Source organism: Pseudomonas sp. 3MAES_34.3B, assembly GCF_058145875.1.
The window spans coordinates 4217342-4237147 of sequence record NZ_CM176960.1 but is presented as its reverse complement, the minus strand read 5'-3'; the positions used below and the strand labels follow the sequence as shown (position 1 = coordinate 4237147).

20 protein-coding genes are annotated in these 19806 nt (G+C 63.4%); 14 read left to right on the top strand and 6 right to left on the bottom strand.

All coding sequences use genetic code 11. The annotated features are described in order from the left end of the window. Nucleotides 1–34 precede the first annotated feature (34 nt). The 6 genes from prfB to AC3Z8Y_RS18815 all read left to right on the top strand — a co-directional run bounded on the left by prfB (nucleotide 35) and on the right by AC3Z8Y_RS18815 (nucleotide 6356). Nucleotides 35–1130, top strand: a protein-coding gene (gene prfB, locus AC3Z8Y_RS18840) for a peptide chain release factor 2 (protein WP_490087107.1) whose coding sequence is annotated in 2 segments (ribosomal slippage) — nucleotides 35–106 and nucleotides 108–1130 — 1095 coding nt in all. Because the reading frame shifts where the segments join, the coding sequence is not laid out codon by codon here. 161 nt (nucleotides 1131–1291) lie between these two features. Further along, the gene (lysS, locus tag AC3Z8Y_RS18835) at nucleotides 1292–2794 is read left to right on the top strand and encodes a lysine--tRNA ligase (RefSeq protein ID WP_490087106.1); all 1503 of its coding nucleotides are present in this window, start codon (nucleotides 1292–1294) and stop codon (nucleotides 2792–2794) included. An 89-nt stretch (nucleotides 2795–2883) separates the two neighbouring features. Continuing rightward, nucleotides 2884–3630, top strand: a complete 747-nt coding sequence (locus tag AC3Z8Y_RS18830) for a TetR/AcrR family transcriptional regulator (protein WP_181111407.1) — start codon at nucleotides 2884–2886, stop codon at nucleotides 3628–3630. Between the two features lie 14 nt (nucleotides 3631–3644). Next, nucleotides 3645–4196 carry a hypothetical protein gene (locus AC3Z8Y_RS18825; RefSeq protein ID WP_490087105.1) on the top strand — a complete coding sequence of 184 codons (552 nt, stop codon included), beginning with the start codon at nucleotides 3645–3647 and terminating at the stop codon, nucleotides 4194–4196. Nucleotides 4197–4213: 17 nt separating this feature from the next. After that, nucleotides 4214–5491 (top strand): flavohemoglobin expression-modulating QEGLA motif protein, encoded by a 1278-nt coding sequence (locus tag AC3Z8Y_RS18820; RefSeq protein WP_490087104.1) that lies wholly within the window; start codon nucleotides 4214–4216, stop codon nucleotides 5489–5491. Next, complete coding sequence (locus AC3Z8Y_RS18815; protein WP_490087103.1) at nucleotides 5463–6356, top strand: alpha/beta hydrolase; 894 nt, start codon at nucleotides 5463–5465, stop codon at nucleotides 6354–6356. Before AC3Z8Y_RS18820 ends, AC3Z8Y_RS18815 begins: the two co-directional genes overlap by 29 nt. Nucleotides 6357–6433: 77 nt before the next feature. Here the strand turns inward: AC3Z8Y_RS18815 and lptF are convergent, their stop codons facing one another. The 3 genes from lptF to AC3Z8Y_RS18800 form a co-directional block, all read right to left on the bottom strand. Then, on the bottom strand, nucleotides 6434–7216 hold the full coding sequence (gene lptF, locus AC3Z8Y_RS18810) for a lipotoxin F family OmpA-related lipoprotein LptF (RefSeq protein WP_490087102.1): 783 nt from the start codon (nucleotides 7214–7216) through the stop codon (nucleotides 6434–6436). A gap of 39 nt (nucleotides 7217–7255) precedes the next feature. Continuing rightward, on the bottom strand, nucleotides 7256–7669 hold the full coding sequence (locus AC3Z8Y_RS18805) for a DUF4398 domain-containing protein (protein ID WP_490090043.1): 414 nt from the start codon (nucleotides 7667–7669) through the stop codon (nucleotides 7256–7258). 164 nt (nucleotides 7670–7833) lie between these two features. After that, nucleotides 7834–8214 carry a pilin assembly protein gene (locus AC3Z8Y_RS18800; RefSeq protein WP_490090042.1) on the bottom strand — a complete coding sequence of 127 codons (381 nt, stop codon included), beginning with the start codon at nucleotides 8212–8214 and terminating at the stop codon, nucleotides 7834–7836. A 161-nt stretch (nucleotides 8215–8375) separates the two neighbouring features. Here AC3Z8Y_RS18800 and ppc point away from each other — a divergent pair, with 161 nt between their 5' ends. From ppc to AC3Z8Y_RS18765, 7 genes are all read left to right on the top strand, one after another. Next, entirely contained in the window at nucleotides 8376–11042 is a 2667-nt protein-coding gene (gene ppc, locus AC3Z8Y_RS18795) for a phosphoenolpyruvate carboxylase (protein WP_490087101.1), read from the top strand. Nucleotides 11043–11301: 259 nt separating this feature from the next. Further along, the gene (adk, locus tag AC3Z8Y_RS18790; RefSeq protein ID WP_490087100.1) at nucleotides 11302–11949 is read left to right on the top strand and encodes an adenylate kinase; all 648 of its coding nucleotides are present in this window, start codon (nucleotides 11302–11304) and stop codon (nucleotides 11947–11949) included. An 81-nt stretch (nucleotides 11950–12030) separates the two neighbouring features. After that, the gene (gene tsaB, locus AC3Z8Y_RS18785; RefSeq protein WP_490087099.1) at nucleotides 12031–12714 is read left to right on the top strand and encodes a tRNA (adenosine(37)-N6)-threonylcarbamoyltransferase complex dimerization subunit type 1 TsaB; all 684 of its coding nucleotides are present in this window, start codon (nucleotides 12031–12033) and stop codon (nucleotides 12712–12714) included. A gap of 136 nt (nucleotides 12715–12850) precedes the next feature. After that, nucleotides 12851–13153, top strand: coding sequence for a hypothetical protein (locus AC3Z8Y_RS18780; RefSeq protein WP_490087098.1), 303 nt, complete (start codon nucleotides 12851–12853; stop codon nucleotides 13151–13153). Beyond that, entirely contained in the window at nucleotides 13150–14019 is an 870-nt protein-coding gene (locus AC3Z8Y_RS18775) for a DUF72 domain-containing protein (RefSeq protein ID WP_490090041.1), read from the top strand. Before AC3Z8Y_RS18780 ends, AC3Z8Y_RS18775 begins: the two co-directional genes overlap by 4 nt. Nucleotides 14020–14049: 30 nt before the next feature. After that, complete coding sequence (locus AC3Z8Y_RS18770) at nucleotides 14050–14733, top strand: extensin-like domain-containing protein (RefSeq protein ID WP_490087097.1); 684 nt, start codon at nucleotides 14050–14052, stop codon at nucleotides 14731–14733. Nucleotides 14734–14832: 99 nt separating this feature from the next. Then, a complete protein-coding gene (locus tag AC3Z8Y_RS18765) occupies nucleotides 14833–15237 on the top strand; it encodes a hypothetical protein (protein ID WP_490087096.1) in 405 nt (134 codons plus the stop codon). 120 nt (nucleotides 15238–15357) lie between these two features. Here the strand turns inward: AC3Z8Y_RS18765 and dspII are convergent, their stop codons facing one another. Then, entirely contained in the window at nucleotides 15358–16461 is a 1104-nt protein-coding gene (dspII, locus tag AC3Z8Y_RS18760; RefSeq protein ID WP_490087095.1) for an enoyl-CoA hydratase/isomerase DspII, read from the bottom strand. Nucleotides 16462–16570: 109 nt separating this feature from the next. Here dspII and ung point away from each other — a divergent pair, with 109 nt between their 5' ends. Continuing rightward, on the top strand, nucleotides 16571–17266 hold the full coding sequence (gene ung / locus AC3Z8Y_RS18755; protein WP_490087094.1) for a uracil-DNA glycosylase: 696 nt from the start codon (nucleotides 16571–16573) through the stop codon (nucleotides 17264–17266). On the opposite strand, the gene AC3Z8Y_RS18750 is transcribed toward ung, so the two are convergent. Together AC3Z8Y_RS18750 and AC3Z8Y_RS18745 are read right to left on the bottom strand one after the other, a co-directional pair. Further along, nucleotides 17261–18301: an AbrB family transcriptional regulator gene (locus AC3Z8Y_RS18750; RefSeq protein ID WP_490087093.1), complete on the bottom strand. Its 1041-nt coding sequence runs from the start codon at nucleotides 18299–18301 to the stop codon at nucleotides 17261–17263. The two genes, ung and AC3Z8Y_RS18750, sit on opposite strands and share 6 nt — an antisense overlap. Beyond that, a complete protein-coding gene (locus AC3Z8Y_RS18745; RefSeq protein WP_490087092.1) occupies nucleotides 18294–19805 on the bottom strand; it encodes a tripartite tricarboxylate transporter permease in 1512 nt (503 codons plus the stop codon). Before AC3Z8Y_RS18745 ends, AC3Z8Y_RS18750 begins: the two co-directional genes overlap by 8 nt. Nucleotide 19806: the final 1 nt, after the last annotated feature.

Sequence of the window (19806 nt, the reverse complement as noted above, 5' to 3'; positions counted from 1 at the left end):
ACTCCCCGGCTTTTGACGTGAGTGCGCAGCCGCCATGGAAATCAACCCGATCCTCAACACCATCAAGGACCTCAGCGAACGTTCCGAAACCATTCGGAGGTATCTTTGACTACGATCAGAAGGCTGAACGCCTGACCGAAGTCAATCGCGAGCTTGAAGATCCGAACGTGTGGAACAACCCCGAATACGCCCAGAACCTGGGCCGGGAGCGCTCCACCCTGGCGACCATCGTCGATACCCTGAACGAATTGTCCGGTGGCCTGGCCGATAGCCGCGAGTTGCTCGACATGGCGGTCGAGGAAGACGACGAAGGCGCGGTCGCCGATGTGGTGAGCGAACTGGAGCGCCTGCGCACTTCGCTGGAAAAGCTCGAATTCCGCCGTATGTTCAGCGGCGAAATGGACGCCAACAACGCCTACCTGGATATCCAGGCCGGTTCCGGCGGCACCGAGGCCCAGGACTGGGCGAACATGCTGCTGCGCATGTACCTGCGCTGGGCTGACAAACGCGGCTTCGACACCACCATCATGGAACTGTCCGAAGGCGAAGTGGCCGGCATCAAGGGCGCTACCCTGCACATCAAGGGCGAATATGCCTTTGGCTGGCTGCGTACCGAAATCGGCGTGCACCGGCTGGTGCGCAAAAGCCCGTTCGACTCGGGCAACCGCCGCCATACCTCGTTCACTGCGGTGTTCGTGTCGCCGGAAATCGACGACAACATCGAGATCGAGATCAACCCGGCGGACCTGCGCATCGATACCTACCGGTCGTCCGGCGCGGGCGGCCAGCACGTAAACACCACCGACTCGGCGGTGCGGATTACCCACGTGCCTACCAACACGGTGGTGAGCTGCCAGAACGAACGCTCCCAGCACGCCAACAAAGACACCGCCATGAAAATGCTGCGGGCCCGGTTGTATGAGCAGGAAGTACAGAAGCGCAACGCCGCGTCCCAGGCACTGGAAGACAGCAAGTCGGACATCGGCTGGGGCCACCAGATCCGCTCCTACGTGCTCGACGCGTCGCGGATCAAGGACCTGCGCACGGGCGTTGAGCGCAGCGACTGCGACAAGGTGCTGGACGGTGACCTCGACGAATACCTCGAGGCAAGCCTCAAACAGGGCCTCTGACAGGGCCCCTCGGGCCCTGGCGGCAAGCTTCAAGTGGCAAGCTGCAAGCCAGAAGCGACGGGCGTTACGCCGGCTTCTGCCTTCCAGCCCTTGAGCTTGCTTTTACGTGCAGCTTGAAGCTTGAAGCTTGAAGCCCCAGAAAGACTTTTTACGGATGTGACATGAGCGACCAACCACTCGACCCGCAAGCCCTTCAACAGGAAGAAAACACCCTGATCGCCCTGCGCAAGGAAAAGCTTGCTGCCGTGCGCGCTGAAGGTCAGGCCTTCCCCAATGATTTCCGCCGTGACAGCTATGCAGGCGACCTGCAAAAGCAGTACGCGGACAAAACCAAGGAAGAGCTCGAAGCTGCGGCGATCCCGGTCAAGGTTGCCGGCCGCATCATGCTCAACCGTGGCTCGTTCATGGTTATCCAGGACATGTCCGGGCGTATCCAGGTTTACGTGAACCGTAAAACCCTGCCCGAAGCCACCCTGGCACAGGTGAAAACCTGGGACCTGGGCGACATCATTGCCGCCGAAGGTACCCTGGCGCGCTCCGGCAAGGGCGACCTGTACGTTGAAATGACCCAGGTGCGCCTGCTCACCAAGTCGCTGCGCCCGTTGCCCGACAAGCACCACGGCCTGACCGACACCGAGCAGCGGTACCGCCAGCGTTATGTGGACCTGATGGTCAACGAAGACGTGCGTGAAACCTTCCGCGTGCGCTCCAAGGTGATCGCTCACATCCGCAGCTTCCTGATGAAGCGCGACTTCCTTGAAGTCGAAACGCCCATGCTGCAGACCATCCCCGGTGGCGCGGCGGCCAAGCCGTTCGAAACCCACCACAATGCCCTGGACATGGAAATGTTCCTGCGCATCGCCCCCGAGCTGTACCTCAAGCGGCTGGTGGTAGGCGGTTTCGAAAAGGTCTTCGAGATCAACCGCAACTTCCGTAACGAAGGCGTTTCCACCCGGCATAACCCCGAGTTCACCATGCTCGAGTTCTACCAGGCCTACGCCGATTACGAAGACAACATGGACCTCACCGAAGAGCTGTTCCGCGAGCTGGCCATGGAGGTGCTGGGTACCACCGACGTGCCATACGGCGACAAGGTGTTCCACTTCGGGGAGCCGTTCGTGCGCCTGTCGGTGTTCGACTCTATCCTCAAGTACAACCCTGACATCACCGCTGAAGACCTCAACGATATCGACAAGGCGCGCGCGATCGCCAAGAAGGCCGGCGCCAAGGTGCTGGGCTTCGAAGGCCTGGGCAAGCTGCAGGTGATGATTTTCGAAGAGCTGGTCGAGCACAAGCTGGAGCAGCCGCACTTCATTACCCAGTACCCGTTCGAAGTGTCGCCGCTGGCCCGTCGTAACGACGACAACCCGAGCGTGACCGACCGTTTCGAGCTGTTCATCGGTGGCCGCGAGATCGCCAACGCCTATTCCGAGCTCAACGATGCCGAAGACCAGGCCGAGCGCTTCATGCGCCAGGTGGCCGACAAGGACGCCGGCGACGACGAAGCCATGCACTACGACGCCGACTTCGTGCGGGCGCTGGAATATGGCATGCCGCCCACCGCGGGTGAAGGCATCGGTATCGACCGCCTGGTGATGCTGCTGACGAATTCGCCGTCCATTCGCGATGTGATTCTCTTCCCGCACATGCGCCCGCAAGCCTGACGCGCAGGACCGGGCCGCTGGCCCGGGAACTGGAACTCCCGGCTGGTTCGCAGGTTTCACCTGCTCCTACCAGGCCGGGAGGCCGGGATATGGATGGCGACAACCTGAAAGGATCTGAAGTGGAACCCGCAACCGTTTCAACCAGCGCTGCTGGCGTGGCAAGTGCCGTGGCCATGAGCGTGCAATACGAGGGGCGCAAGCCTGCCAGGGAGGGTAGCGAGCAGCGCCGCCAGGCCATCCTCGATGCTGCCATGCGCATCGTGGTGCGTGACGGCGTTCGCGGCGTTCGCCACCGTGCGGTAGCGGCCGAAGCCGGGGTTCCGCTGTCGGCTACCACCTACTATTTCAAAGACATCGAAGACCTGTTGGCCGACACCTTCGCCCGCTATGTGGAGCGCAGCGCTGCGCACATGGCCAAGCTGTGGGCCAGCAGCGAAGAGATGCTGCGTCAGTTGCTGGCGGCGACCGATCAAACGGCCGAAGCGCGCGGTCGCCTGGCCGACGCCATCGCGCGAATGACCGCCGACTACGTACGCAAGCAGCTGAACACCCGCCGCGATTACCTCATGGCCGAACAAGCCTTCCGCCAGGAAGCCCTGCTCACGCCTCGCCTGGCCGGGCTGGTGCTGTCGCATCAACGCATCCTTCACGAAGGGGCTTGCCAGATGCTGCGAGTACTGGGCTCACGCTGCCCCGAGCAGGACGCACAAGTGTTGACGGCGTTGATCGGGCAGATGGAATATCAGGCGCTGTTGGCCCCCGACCAGGCGGCCGAAGACACCGGGATGCTCGACATTCTCACCCGCTACATGCACCTGGTACTGGCCGCAGCCTGAAGGAGGCCCCTGGTATGAACGTCTGGCGCACGCTGTTCGCGGTCATGCTGGTGGGCGCGCTGCTCAGTGGTTGCCTGGCCACGTTCGACGAGCCGATCCCGCCTGGGCAAAAGGCGCCCGCCGCCTTGCTGGGCCAATGGCAGGCCCGGGACGCCTGGGGCGAGCACCTGAACCTCAAGATCCAGCCCGGCGCCGAGGGGCATTACAGCGCCATCAGCTACCAGAAAGGTTCTCCTGCCCCGCGGGATCAGGCGTCCTTTACCGTAAGCCGTCACGGCGGGCGGTGGTACGCGTCTGCGCCCATGCCCAAGGCGTATGGCGGGCGCTTCGCTATCGTTGGCTTCGAACTGAGCGATGCGGACGAGTTGGTGGTCTACAACCTGGACCTGGAGCGCTTGCAGCAGGCGATAGCTCAGGGTTCGCTCGCTGGCGAGCGCTTCGACACGCGTGACGGTCAGGGCGTTGCGGTGCGCTCAAGCCCGGCACAAGTGTTCGCCTGGCTGGACGACCTGGCCAACACGGATGTGTTCGTGGAAATCGCCCGCTACAAGCGGGTTGCACGCTGACTTCACAAGGAGGGCCGATGGACGACTACCAGCAAACGGTGCGAGTGCTGTCCGATCGCATTGTTGCCGCGCAAACCCCTATTCGTATCCTCGATGCGGTGAAATGGGACGACAACGTCCGCCAAACCTTCCTCAAGGCCAAGGGCAAAGCCCTTCCTGAAGTGGACCGCGCCTGGTATCAGAGCCGCCCGCTGGGCTTCGATGCGGCTGCCGTGCGGGTCGAATTCCAGAGCATCGAACGCGAGGTCACGCGCCAGCTGGGGCAGTTCAATCCGGTAGGGCAGATCATGCGCCGCATGTGCCGTGAATACCGCATGGTGGTGCGCATGCTGGAAGCCCGGGGCACCGAGGATTTCGGGCTCATTTCCCAGGAGCTCTACGGCGCGGCTTCCGATGCCTTCCATGCTGGCGACCCCACCTTGGCGGACCTGGGCATGATGCTGTCCGATTACCTCAATAAGATCGACGGCCGCGGCGACCTCAAGGATGAGGTAAAAAACCTTACAGCCAAGGAAGCGGTGGACCTGCTGCAAAGCCGGCTTAACCGTGTATTCGGCGAAACCGAAGGCACCATCCGCGTGTTCGAATCCGATGGCATCGTGGCCGATGCCGCGGCGGGAGCCGATTACATCAAGATCCGCGCCGACGCCATGTTCAACGAACGGGACGTGCGCGCCCTGGAGGTGCACGAGGGCCTGGTGCATGTGGGCACCACGCTGAACGGGCTCAACCAGCCCATCTGCACCTTTCTGGCCAAAGGGCCGCCGTCTTCCACCGTCACGCAGGAAGGCCTTGCCATCCTCATGGAGGTGATCGCGTTCGCCTCCTACCCCAGCCGCCTGCGCAAGCTCACCAACCGCACCCGGGCCATTCATATGGTGGAGGAGGGGGCAGATTTCCTTCAGGTATTCGACTTTTTCCAGGAGCAAGGCTTCGGCATGGCCGAGAGCTACGGTAACGCCAGCCGGGTGTTCCGCGGCTCCACCCCTACCGGGCTGCCCTTTACCAAGGACCTGTCCTACCTCAAGGGCTTTATCATGGTCTACAACTACATCCAGCTCGCCGTTCGCAAGGGCAAGCTGGAGCAGGTGTCGCTGTTGTTCTGCGGCAAGACCACCCTGGAAGACATGCGTATCCTGCGCCAACTGGTGGAAGAAGGGCTGGTGGCACCGCCCAAGTACCTGCCGGAACAGTTCCGCGACATGAATGCGCTGTCGGCATGGATGTGCTTCTCCAACTTCCTCAATCACCTGAGCCTGGACCGCATTGAAGCGGATTACGCGAACATCATTTAAAGCCCTGGGGCTGGCGCTGCTGCTGGGCATGGCCGGCTGCAGCAGCCTGCTGTTCTATCCAGAGCCCGGCGAGCCTTTCACGCCTGATGTGGCAAAAGTGGCCTGGCGCCCGGTTACGCTGCAAAGCGCCGATGGCGTTCGCCTGCACGCCTGGTGGTTGCCAGCCAAGGCTGGTGTGCCGGTCAAAGGTACGGTGCTGCACCTGCATGGCAACGGCGGCAACCTGTCCCGCCACCTGGGCGGCAGTTGGTGGCTGCCAGCCGAGGGGTACCAGGTATTGATGCTGGATTACCGCGGCTATGGGCTATCCGAAGGCAGCGCCGACTTGCCGGGTGTGTACCTCGACATACAAGCGGCGCTCGACTGGCTGCGCCAGGCACCGGAAAGCCAGGGCCAGCCCTTGATACTTCTGGGGCAAAGCCTGGGCGGTGCGCTGGGCATTCATTACCTGGCCGGGCACCCGAGCGAAGCGGCGCGTTTCACAGCCTTGGTGTTCGACGGCGCGCCCGCCAGTTATCGCAAGGTAGGCCGCTTTGCCCTGAGTACCTCGTGGCTGACCTGGCCCCTGCAGGTGCCGCTGTCGTGGGTGGTTCCGGACGGCGACAGCGCCATTGCCGCCGCGGAGCACATCGGGCCTACCCCGAAGTTGTTGTTCCAGAGCATGGATGACAACGTGGTACCGCTGGAAAACGGCATCGAACTGTACAAGGCCTTGCCGCCGCCCCGTGTTCTGCAACTCACCCGCGGCGCCCATGTGCAAACCTTCGCCGACCCGACCTTCCGCCAGGTGATGCTGCGCTTCCTCGACGACCCCAGCCACTTCAACGGGCTGCGGCGGCTGGGTGAGATACCCAATTACCCCTAGCAGCCGGCGTTGGCGCAACCGCGTTGCCCACAAAAAAGCCAGCCCCGAAGGGCTGGCTTTTCATGCAACCGCGGCGCTTAGTGGATCGTGGAGCGTGGCGCCACTGGCTGGTTGTCGTTGGAAATGGTCACTTCCACACGACGGTTCATGGCGCGCCCCGAGCTGCTGCTGTTGTCAGCCACTGGGTACTGCTTGCCGTAGCCTTGAGCGACGATGCGCTTGGCGTCTACGCCCTGGCGAACCAGCGCGGCCATCACGGAGGTGGCGCGTGCCTGGGACAGGCTCTGGTTGTAGGAATCCGAGCCGGTGGCGTCGGTATACCCTTCGATGATGACCTGACGGTCCGGGTTATCCTTCAGGAACTGAGCCAGCTGAATGACGTTGGTCATGCCGCTGGGCTTGAGCTCGGACTTGTTCAGGTCGAACAGTACGTCGCCGAAGGTCACCAGGGTGCCACGGTCGGTCTGCTTGGCGTTCAGGCTGTCCTGCAGCTTCTTGATCTGAGCGTCGCGAGCATCCAGCTGGGCCTTGGCGCGCAGGGCCGCGGCGTTCTTGATGTCATCTTCGGAGGTACGCAGGGCGATGGTCTGCTTGGCAAACTCCACACGCTGGTTGGTCAAGTAGGCCAGCTGGTCGACCTTTTGCTTGTCGTCACCTTCACGGTAGGCCTTGTCGGCCTTGTCCAGCCACTCCGAAGCGTCCTTGGTTTCGAGGGCGGCCAGGGTCGCGGATTTCGGGTTGGTCTGCAGTGAAGAGTAGTTGGTACGGGCGCTTTCCAGGTTGGCGTTCGGGTCGTGCGAGCAGGCGCTCAAGCTAACGGCCACGGCCAGCAGGGCAGGGATCATCAAATGTTTACGCATGGGGTTCTTCCTTATCTGTCCAAAGTGCACTCGGGGCGGTTACTGAGCGTTGCGCATGCCTTCCTGGCGCAGTTCTTCCACGCCCTGGTGCGCGTCGTCCACGGCCTTCTGTGCCTTGGCGGCTTGTGCCTTGCGCTCGGCTACGCGAGCGTCCCACTCAGCCTGTTCGGCGAGCATTCTGGCCTTGTCGTAGTCTTCGTCGTGCATGGCGATTTCCGCCGCCTTGAACTTGTCCTGGGCCGATTTGGTTTCCACGGCCGCGTACTCGGTGCCACCAGCGCTTACCGCGCTGTTCACGGCCGATTGGGCCAGGGCGTATTGCTCGGTAGGAGGGTTGCCAGCGCAACCTGCCAGAATGAAGCTGCTGCCCAGCGCCAGAGCGGCGAGCTTGAGCCCACGGACTGCGTTGGACGAGGGTTTGGCAGTGCAAGTCTTCATGATCTTCGACTCCATAGGAGGGCTTTCAAAAAACAACTGATCCATGGCAGCGGCCTGGGCAGCGTAGCCGCGGGCATACTACTGCGATGGCTAATGTTTGGGACTCAAGTGTTTTTCTGATAGTTCACAAAACTGTCCAAAGGATTCAATTTTTACTTCCTGAAGGCTCTGGAACGGGGCTATCGACCATTCTGCGTAGCACCCTGAGGATCAGCAGCGGCTGCCTCGTAAGTGTCTTTTCGGTTCAGTTCGTCAAGATAACGACGAGACAGTGCAAGAAAACGCGGCGTAGGCCCGATGTCTTCGTACATAGGGTCGCCCTCTTCGTCAGTAGCGATCACCTTGGTTCCGCGGATATACGGGAAGCTGGTTTCCAGCTCTTCCAGCGCCGCGCCGATCAGCTCGCCGAGCAGTTCTTCGGCGTGATGCTTCGGATACATTTCCTGCAACGCCGACAGGCGAGCGGCCGATTCAACGTCCAGATGGATGCTGTAGGGTGTTTTGGTCAGGCGGCCTGTGGCGTTCTGTTCCCAATGCCGGGCGAGCTCACGGATTTTCATGGGCACCTCATGGGTCGGATAGGTCATTGCGAGGCCAAACAGCCGTGCATCCACAAGGCTGCGTAAGGCGTACAGGAGTATTGAGCGGTTTTTCCGGGCCGCGTTCATTCGCCGCTGCGCTATCCTGCCTGCGTCTGCCCGGCCATCAGAGGAGCAAGGACATGAGCGAAATCGACGCGCGCCTGCGTGAGCGGGTCCATGTGTTGGGCGAACTGCTCGGCACCACCATTCGTGAGCAGTACGGCGAAGCCTTCCTTGAAAAGATCGAGCGCATTCGGCAAGGGGCCAAGGCCGATCGCCGCAGTGCGACCGCGAACACGGCGCAGCTGCGTGACAGCCTCGATGAGCTGAGCGAGGACGAGCTGCTACCGGTGGCACGGGCGTTCACGCAATTTTTGAACCTGGCCAACATCGCTGAGCAGTACCAACTGATCCGCCGGCGGGCCGAAGGCGACGCCCCTGCCGCGCAGCGTGCGGACCCGAGTGCGGATATGGCGGATGCCGAGCGCCTGCCCGAGCTGCTGCGCCGCCTGCAGGCCGCCGGGCACGACGCCGACCACCTGGCCCGACACGTCGGCCGGCTGGACATCGAGCTGGTGCTTACCGCGCACCCCACGGAAGTGGCGCGGCGCACGCTGATCCAGAAATACGATGCCATCGCTGCTCAGTTGGCCATGCTGGACCATCGCGACCTTACCGATGCGGAACAGCAAGCCATCCTCCACAAGCTGCAGCGGCTGATCGCCGAGGCATGGCATACGGACGAGATTCGTCGCACCCGGCCCACGCCGGTGGATGAAGCCAAATGGGGCTTCGCGGTGATCGAGCACTCCCTGTGGCACGCCGTGCCCAATCACCTTCGCAAGGTGGATGCCACGCTGCATGCCGCCACCGGTTTGCACTTGCCGCTCGAAGCCGCGCCGATCCGCTTCGCCTCGTGGATGGGCGGCGATCGCGACGGCAACCCCAACGTTACTGCTGCGGTGACCCGCGAGGTGCTGCTGCTGGCGCGGTGGATGGCTGCAGACCTTTTCCTGCGCGACGTGGACCAATTGGCCGCCGAGCTATCGATGCAGCAGGCCAGCGAAGCGCTGCGTGCACACAGTGGCGATAGCGCCGAGCCCTACCGGCACGTGCTGAAGGCATTGCGCGAGCGCCTGCGGGCTACGCGCAGTTGGGCCCAGGCCGCCCTTAAAGGCCCGCACCCGGCCGACGCCGAGGTGCTACAGGACAACCATCAACTGCTGGCCCCGCTACAGCTGTGTTTTGAATCGCTGCATGCCTGTGGGATGGGCGTGATCGCCGATGGCCCATTGCTGGACTGCATCCGCCGGGCCGTCACCTTCGGCTTGTTCCTGGTGCGCCTGGACGTTCGCCAGGATGCGGCCCGCCACGCCGCGGCCATGAGCGAAATCACCGAGTACCTGGGGCTGGGGCGCTACGCGGACTGGGACGAAGACGACCGGGTGGCCTTCCTCCTGACAGAGCTGAACAATCGTCGGCCGTTATTGCCGGCCTACTTCCGCCCTTCGGAGGAAACCGCCGAAGTGTTGGCCACCTGCCGCGAAGTGGCGGCTGCACCGGCCGCGTCCCTGGGCTCGTATGTAATCTCCATGGCGGGGGCCGCCTCGGACGTATCGGCCGTGCAACTGTTACTCAAAGAGGCGGGTGTGTTGCGACCCATGCGGGTGGTGCCGCTGTTCGAAACCCTGGCAGACCTGGACAACGCCGGCCCGGTGATCGAGCGCTTGCTCTCGCTGCCCGGCTATCGCGCCAGGCTCCATGGCCCTCAGGAAGTGATGATCGGTTACTCCGACTCGGCCAAGGACGCCGGCACCACGGCTGCGGCCTGGGCGCAATACCGGGCGCAGGAAACGCTGGTGAACATCTGCGCCGAGCAGGGCGTCGAACTGCTGCTGTTCCATGGCCGCGGCGGGACGGTGGGCCGAGGAGGCGGCCCGGCACACGCGGCCATTCTGTCGCAACCGCCCGGCTCGGTGGCCGGCCGTTTCCGCACCACCGAGCAAGGGGAGATGATCCGTTTCAAGTTCGGCCTGCCTGATATCGCCGAGCAAAACCTGCATCTATACCTTGCAGCCGTGCTTGAGGCCACGCTGCTCCCACCGCCGCTTCCCGAGGCGCCGTGGCGCGCTCAAATGGACCGCTTGGCCACGGACGGTGTGCAGGCGTATCGCAAGGTGGTGCGCGAGCACCCTCAGTTCGTGGAGTACTTCCGCCAGTCAACCCCGGAGCAGGAACTGGGGCGCTTGCCGTTGGGCAGCCGGCCGGCCAAGCGCCGCCAGGGCGGCATCGAAAGTTTGCGCGCTATCCCGTGGATTTTCGGCTGGACGCAAACCCGCCTGATGCTGCCGGCTTGGCTGGGCTGGGAAGCGGCGCTGGGCCAGGCCCTGGAACGGGGCGATGGCCCTGTGCTGGCGCAAATGCGAGAGCGGTGGCCGTTCTTCCGTACCCGCATAGATATGCTTGAAATGGTGCTGGCCAAGGCGGACGCGGACATCGCCAACCAATATGATGAGCGCCTGGTAGACGATTCGCTCAAGCCGCTGGGCAAGGCGCTGCGCGACCTATTGTCGCAGTGTGCACACCATGTGCTGGCGGTCACCGGGCAGTCGAAACTGCTGGCCAGCAGCCCGGATACCCTTGAGTTCTTCGCCCTTCGCAATACCTACCTGGACCCTCTGCATCGCCTGCAGACCGAGTTGCTTGCCCGCTCCCGATCCCAGCAGGGCGCCCCGCACAGCGGGCTAGAGCAGGCACTGCTGGTGACCGTGGCGGGTATCGCTGCCGGCTTGCGCAACACCGGTTAAGGGAACCTCCCGAAGGCGGCAGGGCGCGTGTGCCAGGGTGCGCCTCGCTGCCCGGGCAGTCACACTGGGTTGCACCTTGCCCGCTGCGGCGGGTTCCTGCGACCTTCGACGGCTTGTCTGGCCCCGGGCGCCTGTGTATCTTGGACAGCCTTTTGGCCGATTTCGGCCAGCCCGAATTTTTTCGGTGGCTCACCGGTAGTTACGTTTTCTCCAGGGTCATCGGCGTTGTCATATAAAAAAACATTTGAGGAGCACATCGATGCGCGTGATTCTGCTGGGAGCTCCCGGAGCCGGGAAAGGTACGCAGGCCAAGTTCATCACCGAGAAGTTCGGTATTCCGCAGATCTCCACCGGCGACATGCTTCGCGCGGCAGTCAAGGCCGGCACTGAACTGGGCCTCAAGGCCAAGGAAGTGATGGCCAGCGGTGGGCTGGTATCCGACGACCTGATCATTGCGTTGGTGAAGGAGCGTATCGCTCAGCCCGACTGCGCCAATGGCTTCCTGTTCGACGGCTTCCCGCGCACCATTCCCCAGGCCGAAGCCCTGGTGAAAGCCAATGTTGTTCTCGACTACGTGGTGGAAATCAACGTGGCCGACGAAGAGATCGTCAATCGTATCGCCGGCCGTCGCGTACACGAAGCCTCTGGCCGGGTGTACCACACCGTGTTCAATCCGCCGAAGGTTGCCGGCAAGGACGACGTGACCGGTGACGACCTGATCCACCGCGCCGACGATACCGAAGAAACCGTGCGCAAGCGCCTTCAGGTCTACCATGACCAGACCGAGCCGCTGGTGAACTTCTACAAGAACCTGTCCGTGGAACAGGGCAAGCCGAAGTACGCGCGTATCGAAGGCGTGGGTACAGTGGAAGACATTACCGGCAAGGTGGTTGCAGCGCTCAGCTGACACTTTCCCGGATAAACGAAAGCCCGTTCGCGGGCTTTCGTCGTTTATACTCTCTGCCTTTTTTCTGCCCCGGACACCGCAATGCCCACCTTGTTGGCCCTCGATACCGCCACCGAAGCCTGTTCTGTCGCCTTGCTCCATGAGGGTCGGGTACTCAGCCATTATGAGGTGATCCCCCGGCTGCACGCGCAGAAGCTGCTGCCGATGATCCAGCAGGTTCTGGCCCAGGCCGGTATCGCGCCAAGTGCCGTGGATGCTATCGCCTTCGGTCGCGGCCCTGGGGCGTTCACCGGGGTTCGCATTGCCATTGGCGTGGTGCAGGGCCTGGCGTTCGCGCTGGATCGCCCTGTGCTCGGCGTTTCCAACCTGGCCGCGCTTGCACAGGGTGCTTGGCGGCGTCACGGCGAGTCCCGGGTAGCGGCGGCCATCGACGCTCGCATGGATGAAGTGTACTGGGGCTGCTATCAGGAGCTGGCCGGTGAAATGCGCCTCTGCGGTACCGAGGCCGTGCTGCCCCCTCATGCGGTGCAGTTGCCGGCCGATAACCTAGGGGCCTGGTACGGCGCTGGCACTGGCTGGGGCTACGCTGATCGCTTGGCGGTCAAGCCACGCCAGTTCGACGCCATGGCCTTGCCACACGCCGAAGACGTACTGGCGCTGGCCACGTTCGGCTGGGCACGTGGCGAGGCTGTTGCCGCTGACCAGGCACAGCCGGTGTACCTGAGGGACAACGTGGCAACGCCAAAGGGCGCTCCTCGCGCCTGAGCCGGTTTCCGACGGCCTGAGGGATTTTCGACCCATGGCCCTAAACCTTTTGCAGGTTATGTGGTCCAGTTATCACCGAGCCAGTGCTGGGGGCGCTACAGTGCCAGCACGCTGATATCACGTATCGAGAACCTGAATGCGCATAGATGGCGTCTCCTCGCGGTCGTACCCGATCAAGCGCAAGCCCGGCAAGGGCTTGGCGCGGGTCGAGGACGTGGCCGACGAACAGGAAGGCGAGATCGAAGTGATCGAGGCCCGCACGCGGCCTGCCGCAAGCGGTGGTCGCGGTACGCTCGTGCCGGCCTTCTCCGCGCGCCAGCAGGAAGAAATGTTCCGCGGCGTCAATACCCGTGTGGCTACCGCCTTGGCCAGCTACCTCACCACGGCGAGCTTCGTGGAGTGGGACGGCGAGGTCCTGGGCCTGGACGTTCATATCTGACTTCTGCCGACCTTCCGTATTACCTGGGCTGCCCGTCCTGGAGCGATGCGGCCTGGCGGGGCAGCTTCTATCCTGCCGATACCCAAGCCGCAGATACACTAGGGCTGTACGCCCGCGCTTTCAATGCCGTGGAAGGCAACACCACCTTTTATGCCTGGCCCGCAGCGGCCACGGTTGCGCGCTGGGCTGAGGAAATGCCCGCTCACTTTCGCTTTACCGCCAAGTTTCCGCGGGATATCAGCCACGGTGGAGAACTCGGTGGCCAGCTCGAACTCGCGCACCAGTTTTTGCGTTCGCTTGCTCCGCTTGGCGAGCGCGTTTCACCGGTATGGCTGCAGTTGTCAGCCAGCTTCGGGCCCTCCCGCCTGGCAGACCTTGCCCTGTTTATCGAAGGGGTGTCCCGGCCGCTGGCGGTAGAAGTGCGGCACCCTGCGTTTTTTTCCAAAGGAAGCGAAGAACGCGCCCTCAACCGCCTACTCCGGGACAGCGGCACGGAGCGCATCTGCATGGACACCCGCGCGTTGTTCAGCGTGGCCTCCACCGACCCTGGCATTCTCCATGCGCAGGCCATGAAGCCACGGGTGCCGCCGCGGCCCGCCGCGTTCACCGATCGGCCCCAGGTGCGTTTCGTGGGTTTGCCGCACGTGGCGGATAACGAGCCGTTCCTCGACCCTTGGGTGGCCAAGGTAGCCGAGTGGATTGAAGAAGGTCGCCGCCCCTATGTGTTCATGCACACCGCTGACAACCGCGAGGCGCACGCCCAGGCGCGGCGGTTCCATGAGCGGTTGATGGAGCGGCTACCCGGATTGCCAGCGCTGCCCCCAGTACCTGCGGCGGGCGCTCCCACGCAGATGGGCTTGCTGTGACAGGCGCTGCGCATTTACGGAGGCGTTAGTATGCGCGGCGTGCTAGTGCTGTGCGGGTTGGCGTTGGTAGGGCTTGTGCTGTGGTGGGCGCTGCCGCTTCCCTCACGTTGGAACCCCTGGGCGCCTCTGGATGTAAGCGAAGCGCCCAATTGGCTGACGCCATTCAAGCTGCGCCGCCTCCAGGCGGACCCGCAACTTTGCGCGCAGGTGCTTGCTGTGTCTGGCCTGCGCTACCAGCCTCAGGCGGATTCGCCCCCCGGCCAGCGCTGCCCGCTGCGCGAGGTAGTACGCGTAAGCGGCGGGCCGGTTCGGTTGAGCAGCAGTTTCCTGGCCAGTTGCCCGCTGGCGGTATCCACGGCCATGTTCGAACGTCACGGTTTGCAGCCGGCGGCTCAGGCCGTTTATGGCACCCCAGTGGCCGCCCTGGAGCATCTGGGCAGCTTCGCCTGCCGTAACGTGTACAACCGCAGCCAAGGTAGGCTAAGCCAGCACGCCAGCGCCAACGCGCTGGACATCGCCGCCTTCCGGTTGGCTGATGGCCGCCGGATCAGTGTGTTGCAGGGCTGGAAGGGCAGTGCCGATGACGCAGAATTTCTTCGGCAGGTACACCGCAATGCCTGTAAGTATTTCAATACCGTACTTGGCCCGGAGTACAACGCGGCCCATCGCAATCACTTTCATGTGGACATGGGCGGATGGGCCGTATGTCGATGAAAGGTAATGTATTTCCGGGTGTTTCCGTCGCCGCACTTGAGTCATGTTTGTCAGTCTGAGGTTACGCAGACTTCCCCACTGCGGTCCTGGAGGCCGCTCATGTATCGCAAACTACTGCTGATCGCTTCGATGGGAACGCTGCTTGGAGGCTGCGTGCCTTACGCCACCGATGGCTATGTACAAACGGACGTCTACACCGTACAGCGCCCTGTTTATGAGGCCCGCCCTTATGCCTATCCCTATGGTTATACCAGCGGCTACTACGTAACCCCGGGGCCCCGCTATTACGCGCCGCCGCCCCAATATTACCGGCCGCCGCCACCGCCAGCCTGGCGCCCGGGGCCACCGCCGCGGCCTGCAATGGGTTGGCGCGGTGGGCCACCCCCTCAATGGCGCCATGACCGGGGCCCGGACTGGCGAGACCATGGCCGGGGCGGACCGGACCGCGGGCCGCGTGGCGATCACGACGGCCGTGGCGGCTGGGGCGGGCGGGGTTATCGTTAGAACGCTACACGCCGGCTGGCCAACCGAACGGCGCCAGCCGTTATTCGCGAGCTCCGCCTTAGGCTCCCCTTGCTCCCACAGAAGGCTCTAACCCATTGTGAACCCGGGGCTCGGCGTTCATTACAAATCCTTCAACGGGTGTTCACCTTCCCAGGCGCGGCTGAAGTGGGCGTTCACCACGGCGTCCGGAATGGCAGCCACGTCGGGCCAGTGCCAGTGAGGCGTGTTGTCTTTGTCTACCAGGCGCGCGCGCACCCCTTCGCTGAACTCCGGATGCCGGCAGCAGTTCAGGCTTAGGCCGTACTCCATCCGTAGCACGTCCGGCAATGACAGCTGCCGGGCACGCTTGAGCTGGTGCCAGGCCAGGTGGGCCGTGAGCGGGCAGCCACCGATCAGGTTTTGCGCGGCCTGGGCAAGGTCAGGGTCGGCATGGTCGCGCCAGCGGGCGATGGCTTTCCACGCCTGCACCGGGCCTGCCACGTCCAGCAAGTCATCCACGGCGGCACGTCGCGCCAGCCATTTTGCCGGCGGGCGGGAGGGGAGGGCGTCATGTTCGAGCGCACGCAGAAGGCTGATCAGCTGTACATCAGCGTCCTCCTGCCAGTTCATTTGCACCAGGCCGTCAATCAGTTCGTCCTGCTGGTCATCACGCAGCAGCCTGTCAGCCAGCCCAAGCTCCAAGGCATCGGTACCGTTCACCTGGGCCCCGGTCAACGCCAGGAACAGCCCCAGCTTGCCCGGAAGGCGGTTATAGAACCAACCGGCACCCACATCGGGATACAGGCCGATGCTCACCTCCGGCATGGCCAGGCGGCTGCCGGGCGTGACAATACGGATCGCGGCGCCCTGCAGCAGGCCCATGCCGCCCCCCAGTACATAGCCATGCCCCCAGCAGATGACCGGGCGGGTGAAGGTATGCAGGCGGTAGTCCAAACGGTATTCAGCTTCGAAGAACCGCGCCGCCAGGTCAGGGACTTCCCCGGGGTGAGCGCGACAGGCGTCCACCAGGCTACGCACGTCGCCACCCGCGCAGAACGCTTTCGGGCCATTGCCCCGCAGCAGCACACAGGCGATGCGGGGGTTGCGCTCCCAGGCGTCGAGCTTCTCCAGAAGCGCCTCGATCATCGGTAGCGATAACGCGTTCAAGGACTTCGGGGCGTCGAGGGTGGCAATGCCGATATGGGCACCGTTTGCCCCGATAAGCTCTTCAAAACTCAGATTCATCGAAACCTCTGCTCAGTACTTTGTTGGAATTATGGACCGCAAGGGTCGGTTCGATTGACAACAGAGAAGGTCTTTCCTAGTGTCCCCGGATTGTTCCATGGACTGCCACATGACCACCACTGCCTCTGAAGAAGATCGCATCAAGCTTGAGCCAAGCTGGAAACAGGCGCTCAAGGAAGAGTTCGACCAGCCGTACATGCGGCAGTTGCGCGAGTTCCTGCGCCATGAACTGGCCGCAGGCAAGGAGATTTACCCGCCCGGGCCGCTGATATTCAATGCGCTGAACCTCACCCCGCTGGAACAGGTGAAGGTGGTGATACTGGGCCAGGACCCTTATCACGGCCCCGGCCAGGCTCACGGGCTGTGTTTCTCCGTGCAACCGGGCGTGCCCGCGCCGCCGTCGCTGGTGAACGTGTTCAAAGAGCTCAAGCGCGACCTTAACCTCGACGTTCCTTCCCATGGCTGCTTGCAGCATTGGGCCGAACAGGGCGTGCTGTTGCTCAACACCACGCTCACGGTCGAACGCGGCGTGGCGGCCTCCCATGCCAAGAAAGGCTGGGAGCCGTTCACCGATCGCATCATCGAAACCGTGAGCGAGCGCTGCGAGCATGTGGTGTTCCTGCTATGGGGTGCCCATGCCCAGAGCAAGAAAAAGCTGATCGACCCTACCAAGCACCTGATTCTTACCTCCGTGCACCCGTCGCCGTTGTCGGCGCACCGGGGCTTCATCGGCAATGGGCACTTCAGCAAGACCAATCAGTTCCTCAAGGACCACGACCTGGCCCCGATCGACTGGGCGCTATGAAGGCGTTCCTGGCTGCCTGCTCCAGCGGCGGAACAGCGGCTCGGCCAGGAACAGCACAAACAGCAGGCGCATCACTTGCAACGCGGTCACCAGCGGCACGGACAGTTGCAGGGTTTCGGCGGTGAGGCTCATTTCAGCGATGCCGCCGGGCATCATGCCCAGGGTGAGGGAGCGCAAATCCAGGGCGGTGGCCAGGCTGAGCAGCCAGGCGGCGAGGCCGGCTATCAGCATCGTCAGCAGCGTGCCTGCCAGCGTACGCCCGAGGAACGAAGGCGCTCGGCGGAAGAATGCCCGGTTGAAGTGACAGCCCAGGCCGCTACCGATCAGCCACTGGCCGATCTGGCTACCGCCCGCGGGCAGGCTGCCCTGCAAGCCCATGCCGATACTCAGGGTGGCGGTAACCAGCAGCGGCCCGAACAGCCAGGGGTTTGGCTGGTCAAGCTTCTGCCACACCATTGCCGCCACAACGCCAAGCCCGCCAATCAAGGCCAGCCACGCCCAGCCCAGTTCACCGCCGTGCTGGGAAACAGCGCCTTCGCCTAGCAGGTACTTGAATACCGCCGGCACCAGCAAAACCACCAGCAGTACCCGTAGGCTTTGCCCGGCAGCCACGCGGCCCAGGTTGGCGCCATTGCGCGCGCCCAGGTTGACCATCTCGCCAGACCCCCCCGGCATGCTCGAGAAAAACGCGGTAGCGCGGTCTTCACCCGTGCGCAGCAGCAGCCATACGCTCACAAGGCTGGACACGCTGGTCACCACGGCGCCGACGAGGATCAGCGGCCAGTGCTCGGCCACCTGCTCGAGAATGATCGGGGTGAAGTGCAGCCCGATGCCAGTGCCGATGATCCATTGCCCACAGCGGCGCCCGTTGGGTATTTCTCGCAATTGCCAAGGGGTAGCGCAGCGCACCAGGATCACCGCCAGCAATGCGCCAGTCATCCAGGGCAACGGCCAGCCCACCTGGCTGGCCAGCCATCCTCCCACCAGCCCGGTCACAGCCGTGACCCACCAGGCGGGTGACTTTGCCTCAGGCATTGGCGACCCGCCGGGCCCGTTGACGGTTGCGCCAGATGCGAATCAACGGCAGCACTAGCATGATCGCGGTAAGCACCCAGGTGCCCACGGTGATGGGGCTGCCGGCGAGGATCTGCAGGTCACCGTTGGAGATGGACAGCGCGCGTCGCAGGTTCTGCTCCATCAGGCCGCCGAGAATGAAGCCCAGCAGCAGCGGAGACAGGGGGAAGTCCAGCTTGCGCAGGATGTAGCCGAAGATGCCGATGCCCACCATCAGGAACAGGTCGAAGGTGGTCGCGTGCACCGCATACACGCCAATACCGGTGATGATGGCGATCACAGGCACCAGCGCCCAGTTCGGTACCGACAGGATGCGCGTGAACACGCGGATCATCGGAATATTGAGGATCACCAGCATTACGTTGGCGATGAACAGCGAAGCGATCAGCCCCCAGACGATGTCCGGCTGCTGTTCGAACAACAGCGGGCCAGGGGTGATGTTGTAGAGGCTAAGCGCGCCAATCATCACCGCCGTGGTACCCGAACCTGGTACGCCCAAGGTGAGCATGGGCACCAACGCGCCACAAGCGGCAGCGCCGATGGCGGTTTCCGGTGCCGCCAGCCCGCGCAGGTCGCCCGTACCGAATTTCCCGGTAGGCCCGGCCATGCGTTTTTCCGTCATGTAGGCCACAGCGCTGGCCAAGGTGGCGCCGGCGCCAGGCAGTACGCCCATGATGAAGCCCAGCAGGCCGCAACGAACGTTCACCACCCACACTGCGGCGGCTTCCTTGAGGTTGAACATCATGCGCCCGGTGGCTTGCGCGGCCTGATGGCCGTGGTGGGTTTTCTCGAGCAGCAGGAGAATCTCGGACACCGAGAACAGCCCCAGCACCAGCACCACGAATTGAATGCCGTCGGCCAGGTGCACGCTGTCGCCGGTGAAGCGGTACACACCGCTGTTGGCGTCAATACCGATGGTAGACAGGAACAGGCCGATCAACGCCGCGATGAACGTCTTCAGTGGCCGGTTGCCCGCCATGCCGCCCAGGCAGACGATGGCGAACACCATCAGCACGAAGTATTCCGCCGGCCCGAAGGCGATCGCCCACTTGGCCAGCAGGGGCGCGAACATCACCATGCCGCAGGTGGCGATCAGGGCGCCGATGAAGGAGCTCCAGGCCGACAGCGACAGTGCCACACCGGCCATGCCCTGGCGGGCGAGGGGGTAGCCATCCAGCGTGGTCATCACCGTGGATGCCTCCCCCGGAATGTTCAGCAGGATGGAGCTGATACGCCCACCGTATTCGCAGCCCAGGTACACCGCCGCGCACAGGATGAGCGCGGATTCGGGCGGCAAGCCGAGGGCGAAGGCGATGGGGATGAGCAGCGCTACGCCGTTGATCGGGCCTAGCCCGGGCAACAGGCCGACAACGGTGCCGATCAAGGTGCCAATCAACGCGGTGATGAGGTTGTACGGTGACAGGGCAACACCAAAGCCTTGCCCAAGGTAGCCGAGAGTGTCCATG

What these genes read in the sequence shown, in the direction of transcription:
- AC3Z8Y_RS18765 (WP_490087096.1), top strand. Translation starts at nt 14,833, where the DNA reads ATGTATCGCAAACTACTGCTGATCGCTTCGATGGGAACGCTGCTTGGA.
- ung (WP_490087094.1), top strand. Translation starts at nt 16,571, where the DNA reads ATGACCACCACTGCCTCTGAAGAAGATCGCATCAAGCTTGAGCCAAGC.
- AC3Z8Y_RS18770 (WP_490087097.1), top strand. Translation starts at nt 14,050, where the DNA reads ATGCGCGGCGTGCTAGTGCTGTGCGGGTTGGCGTTGGTAGGGCTTGTG.
- AC3Z8Y_RS18805 (WP_490090043.1), bottom strand. Translation starts at nt 7,669, where the DNA reads ATGGAGTCGAAGATCATGAAGACTTGCACTGCCAAACCCTCGTCCAAC.
- adk (WP_490087100.1), top strand. Translation starts at nt 11,302, where the DNA reads ATGCGCGTGATTCTGCTGGGAGCTCCCGGAGCCGGGAAAGGTACGCAG.
- AC3Z8Y_RS18800 (WP_490090042.1), bottom strand. Translation starts at nt 8,214, where the DNA reads ATGAAAATCCGTGAGCTCGCCCGGCATTGGGAACAGAACGCCACAGGC.
- lysS (WP_490087106.1), top strand. Translation starts at nt 1,292, where the DNA reads ATGAGCGACCAACCACTCGACCCGCAAGCCCTTCAACAGGAAGAAAAC.
- dspII (WP_490087095.1), bottom strand. Translation starts at nt 16,461, where the DNA reads ATGAATCTGAGTTTTGAAGAGCTTATCGGGGCAAACGGTGCCCATATC.
- AC3Z8Y_RS18825 (WP_490087105.1), top strand. Translation starts at nt 3,645, where the DNA reads ATGAACGTCTGGCGCACGCTGTTCGCGGTCATGCTGGTGGGCGCGCTG.
- lptF (WP_490087102.1), bottom strand. Translation starts at nt 7,216, where the DNA reads ATGCGTAAACATTTGATGATCCCTGCCCTGCTGGCCGTGGCCGTTAGC.
- AC3Z8Y_RS18745 (WP_490087092.1), bottom strand. Translation starts at nt 19,805, where the DNA reads ATGGACACTCTCGGCTACCTTGGGCAAGGCTTTGGTGTTGCCCTGTCA.
- AC3Z8Y_RS18820 (WP_490087104.1), top strand. Translation starts at nt 4,214, where the DNA reads ATGGACGACTACCAGCAAACGGTGCGAGTGCTGTCCGATCGCATTGTT.
- ppc (WP_490087101.1), top strand. Translation starts at nt 8,376, where the DNA reads ATGAGCGAAATCGACGCGCGCCTGCGTGAGCGGGTCCATGTGTTGGGC.
- tsaB (WP_490087099.1), top strand. Translation starts at nt 12,031, where the DNA reads ATGCCCACCTTGTTGGCCCTCGATACCGCCACCGAAGCCTGTTCTGTC.
- AC3Z8Y_RS18750 (WP_490087093.1), bottom strand. Translation starts at nt 18,301, where the DNA reads ATGCCTGAGGCAAAGTCACCCGCCTGGTGGGTCACGGCTGTGACCGGG.
- AC3Z8Y_RS18830 (WP_181111407.1), top strand. Translation starts at nt 2,884, where the DNA reads ATGGATGGCGACAACCTGAAAGGATCTGAAGTGGAACCCGCAACCGTT.
- AC3Z8Y_RS18780 (WP_490087098.1), top strand. Translation starts at nt 12,851, where the DNA reads ATGCGCATAGATGGCGTCTCCTCGCGGTCGTACCCGATCAAGCGCAAG.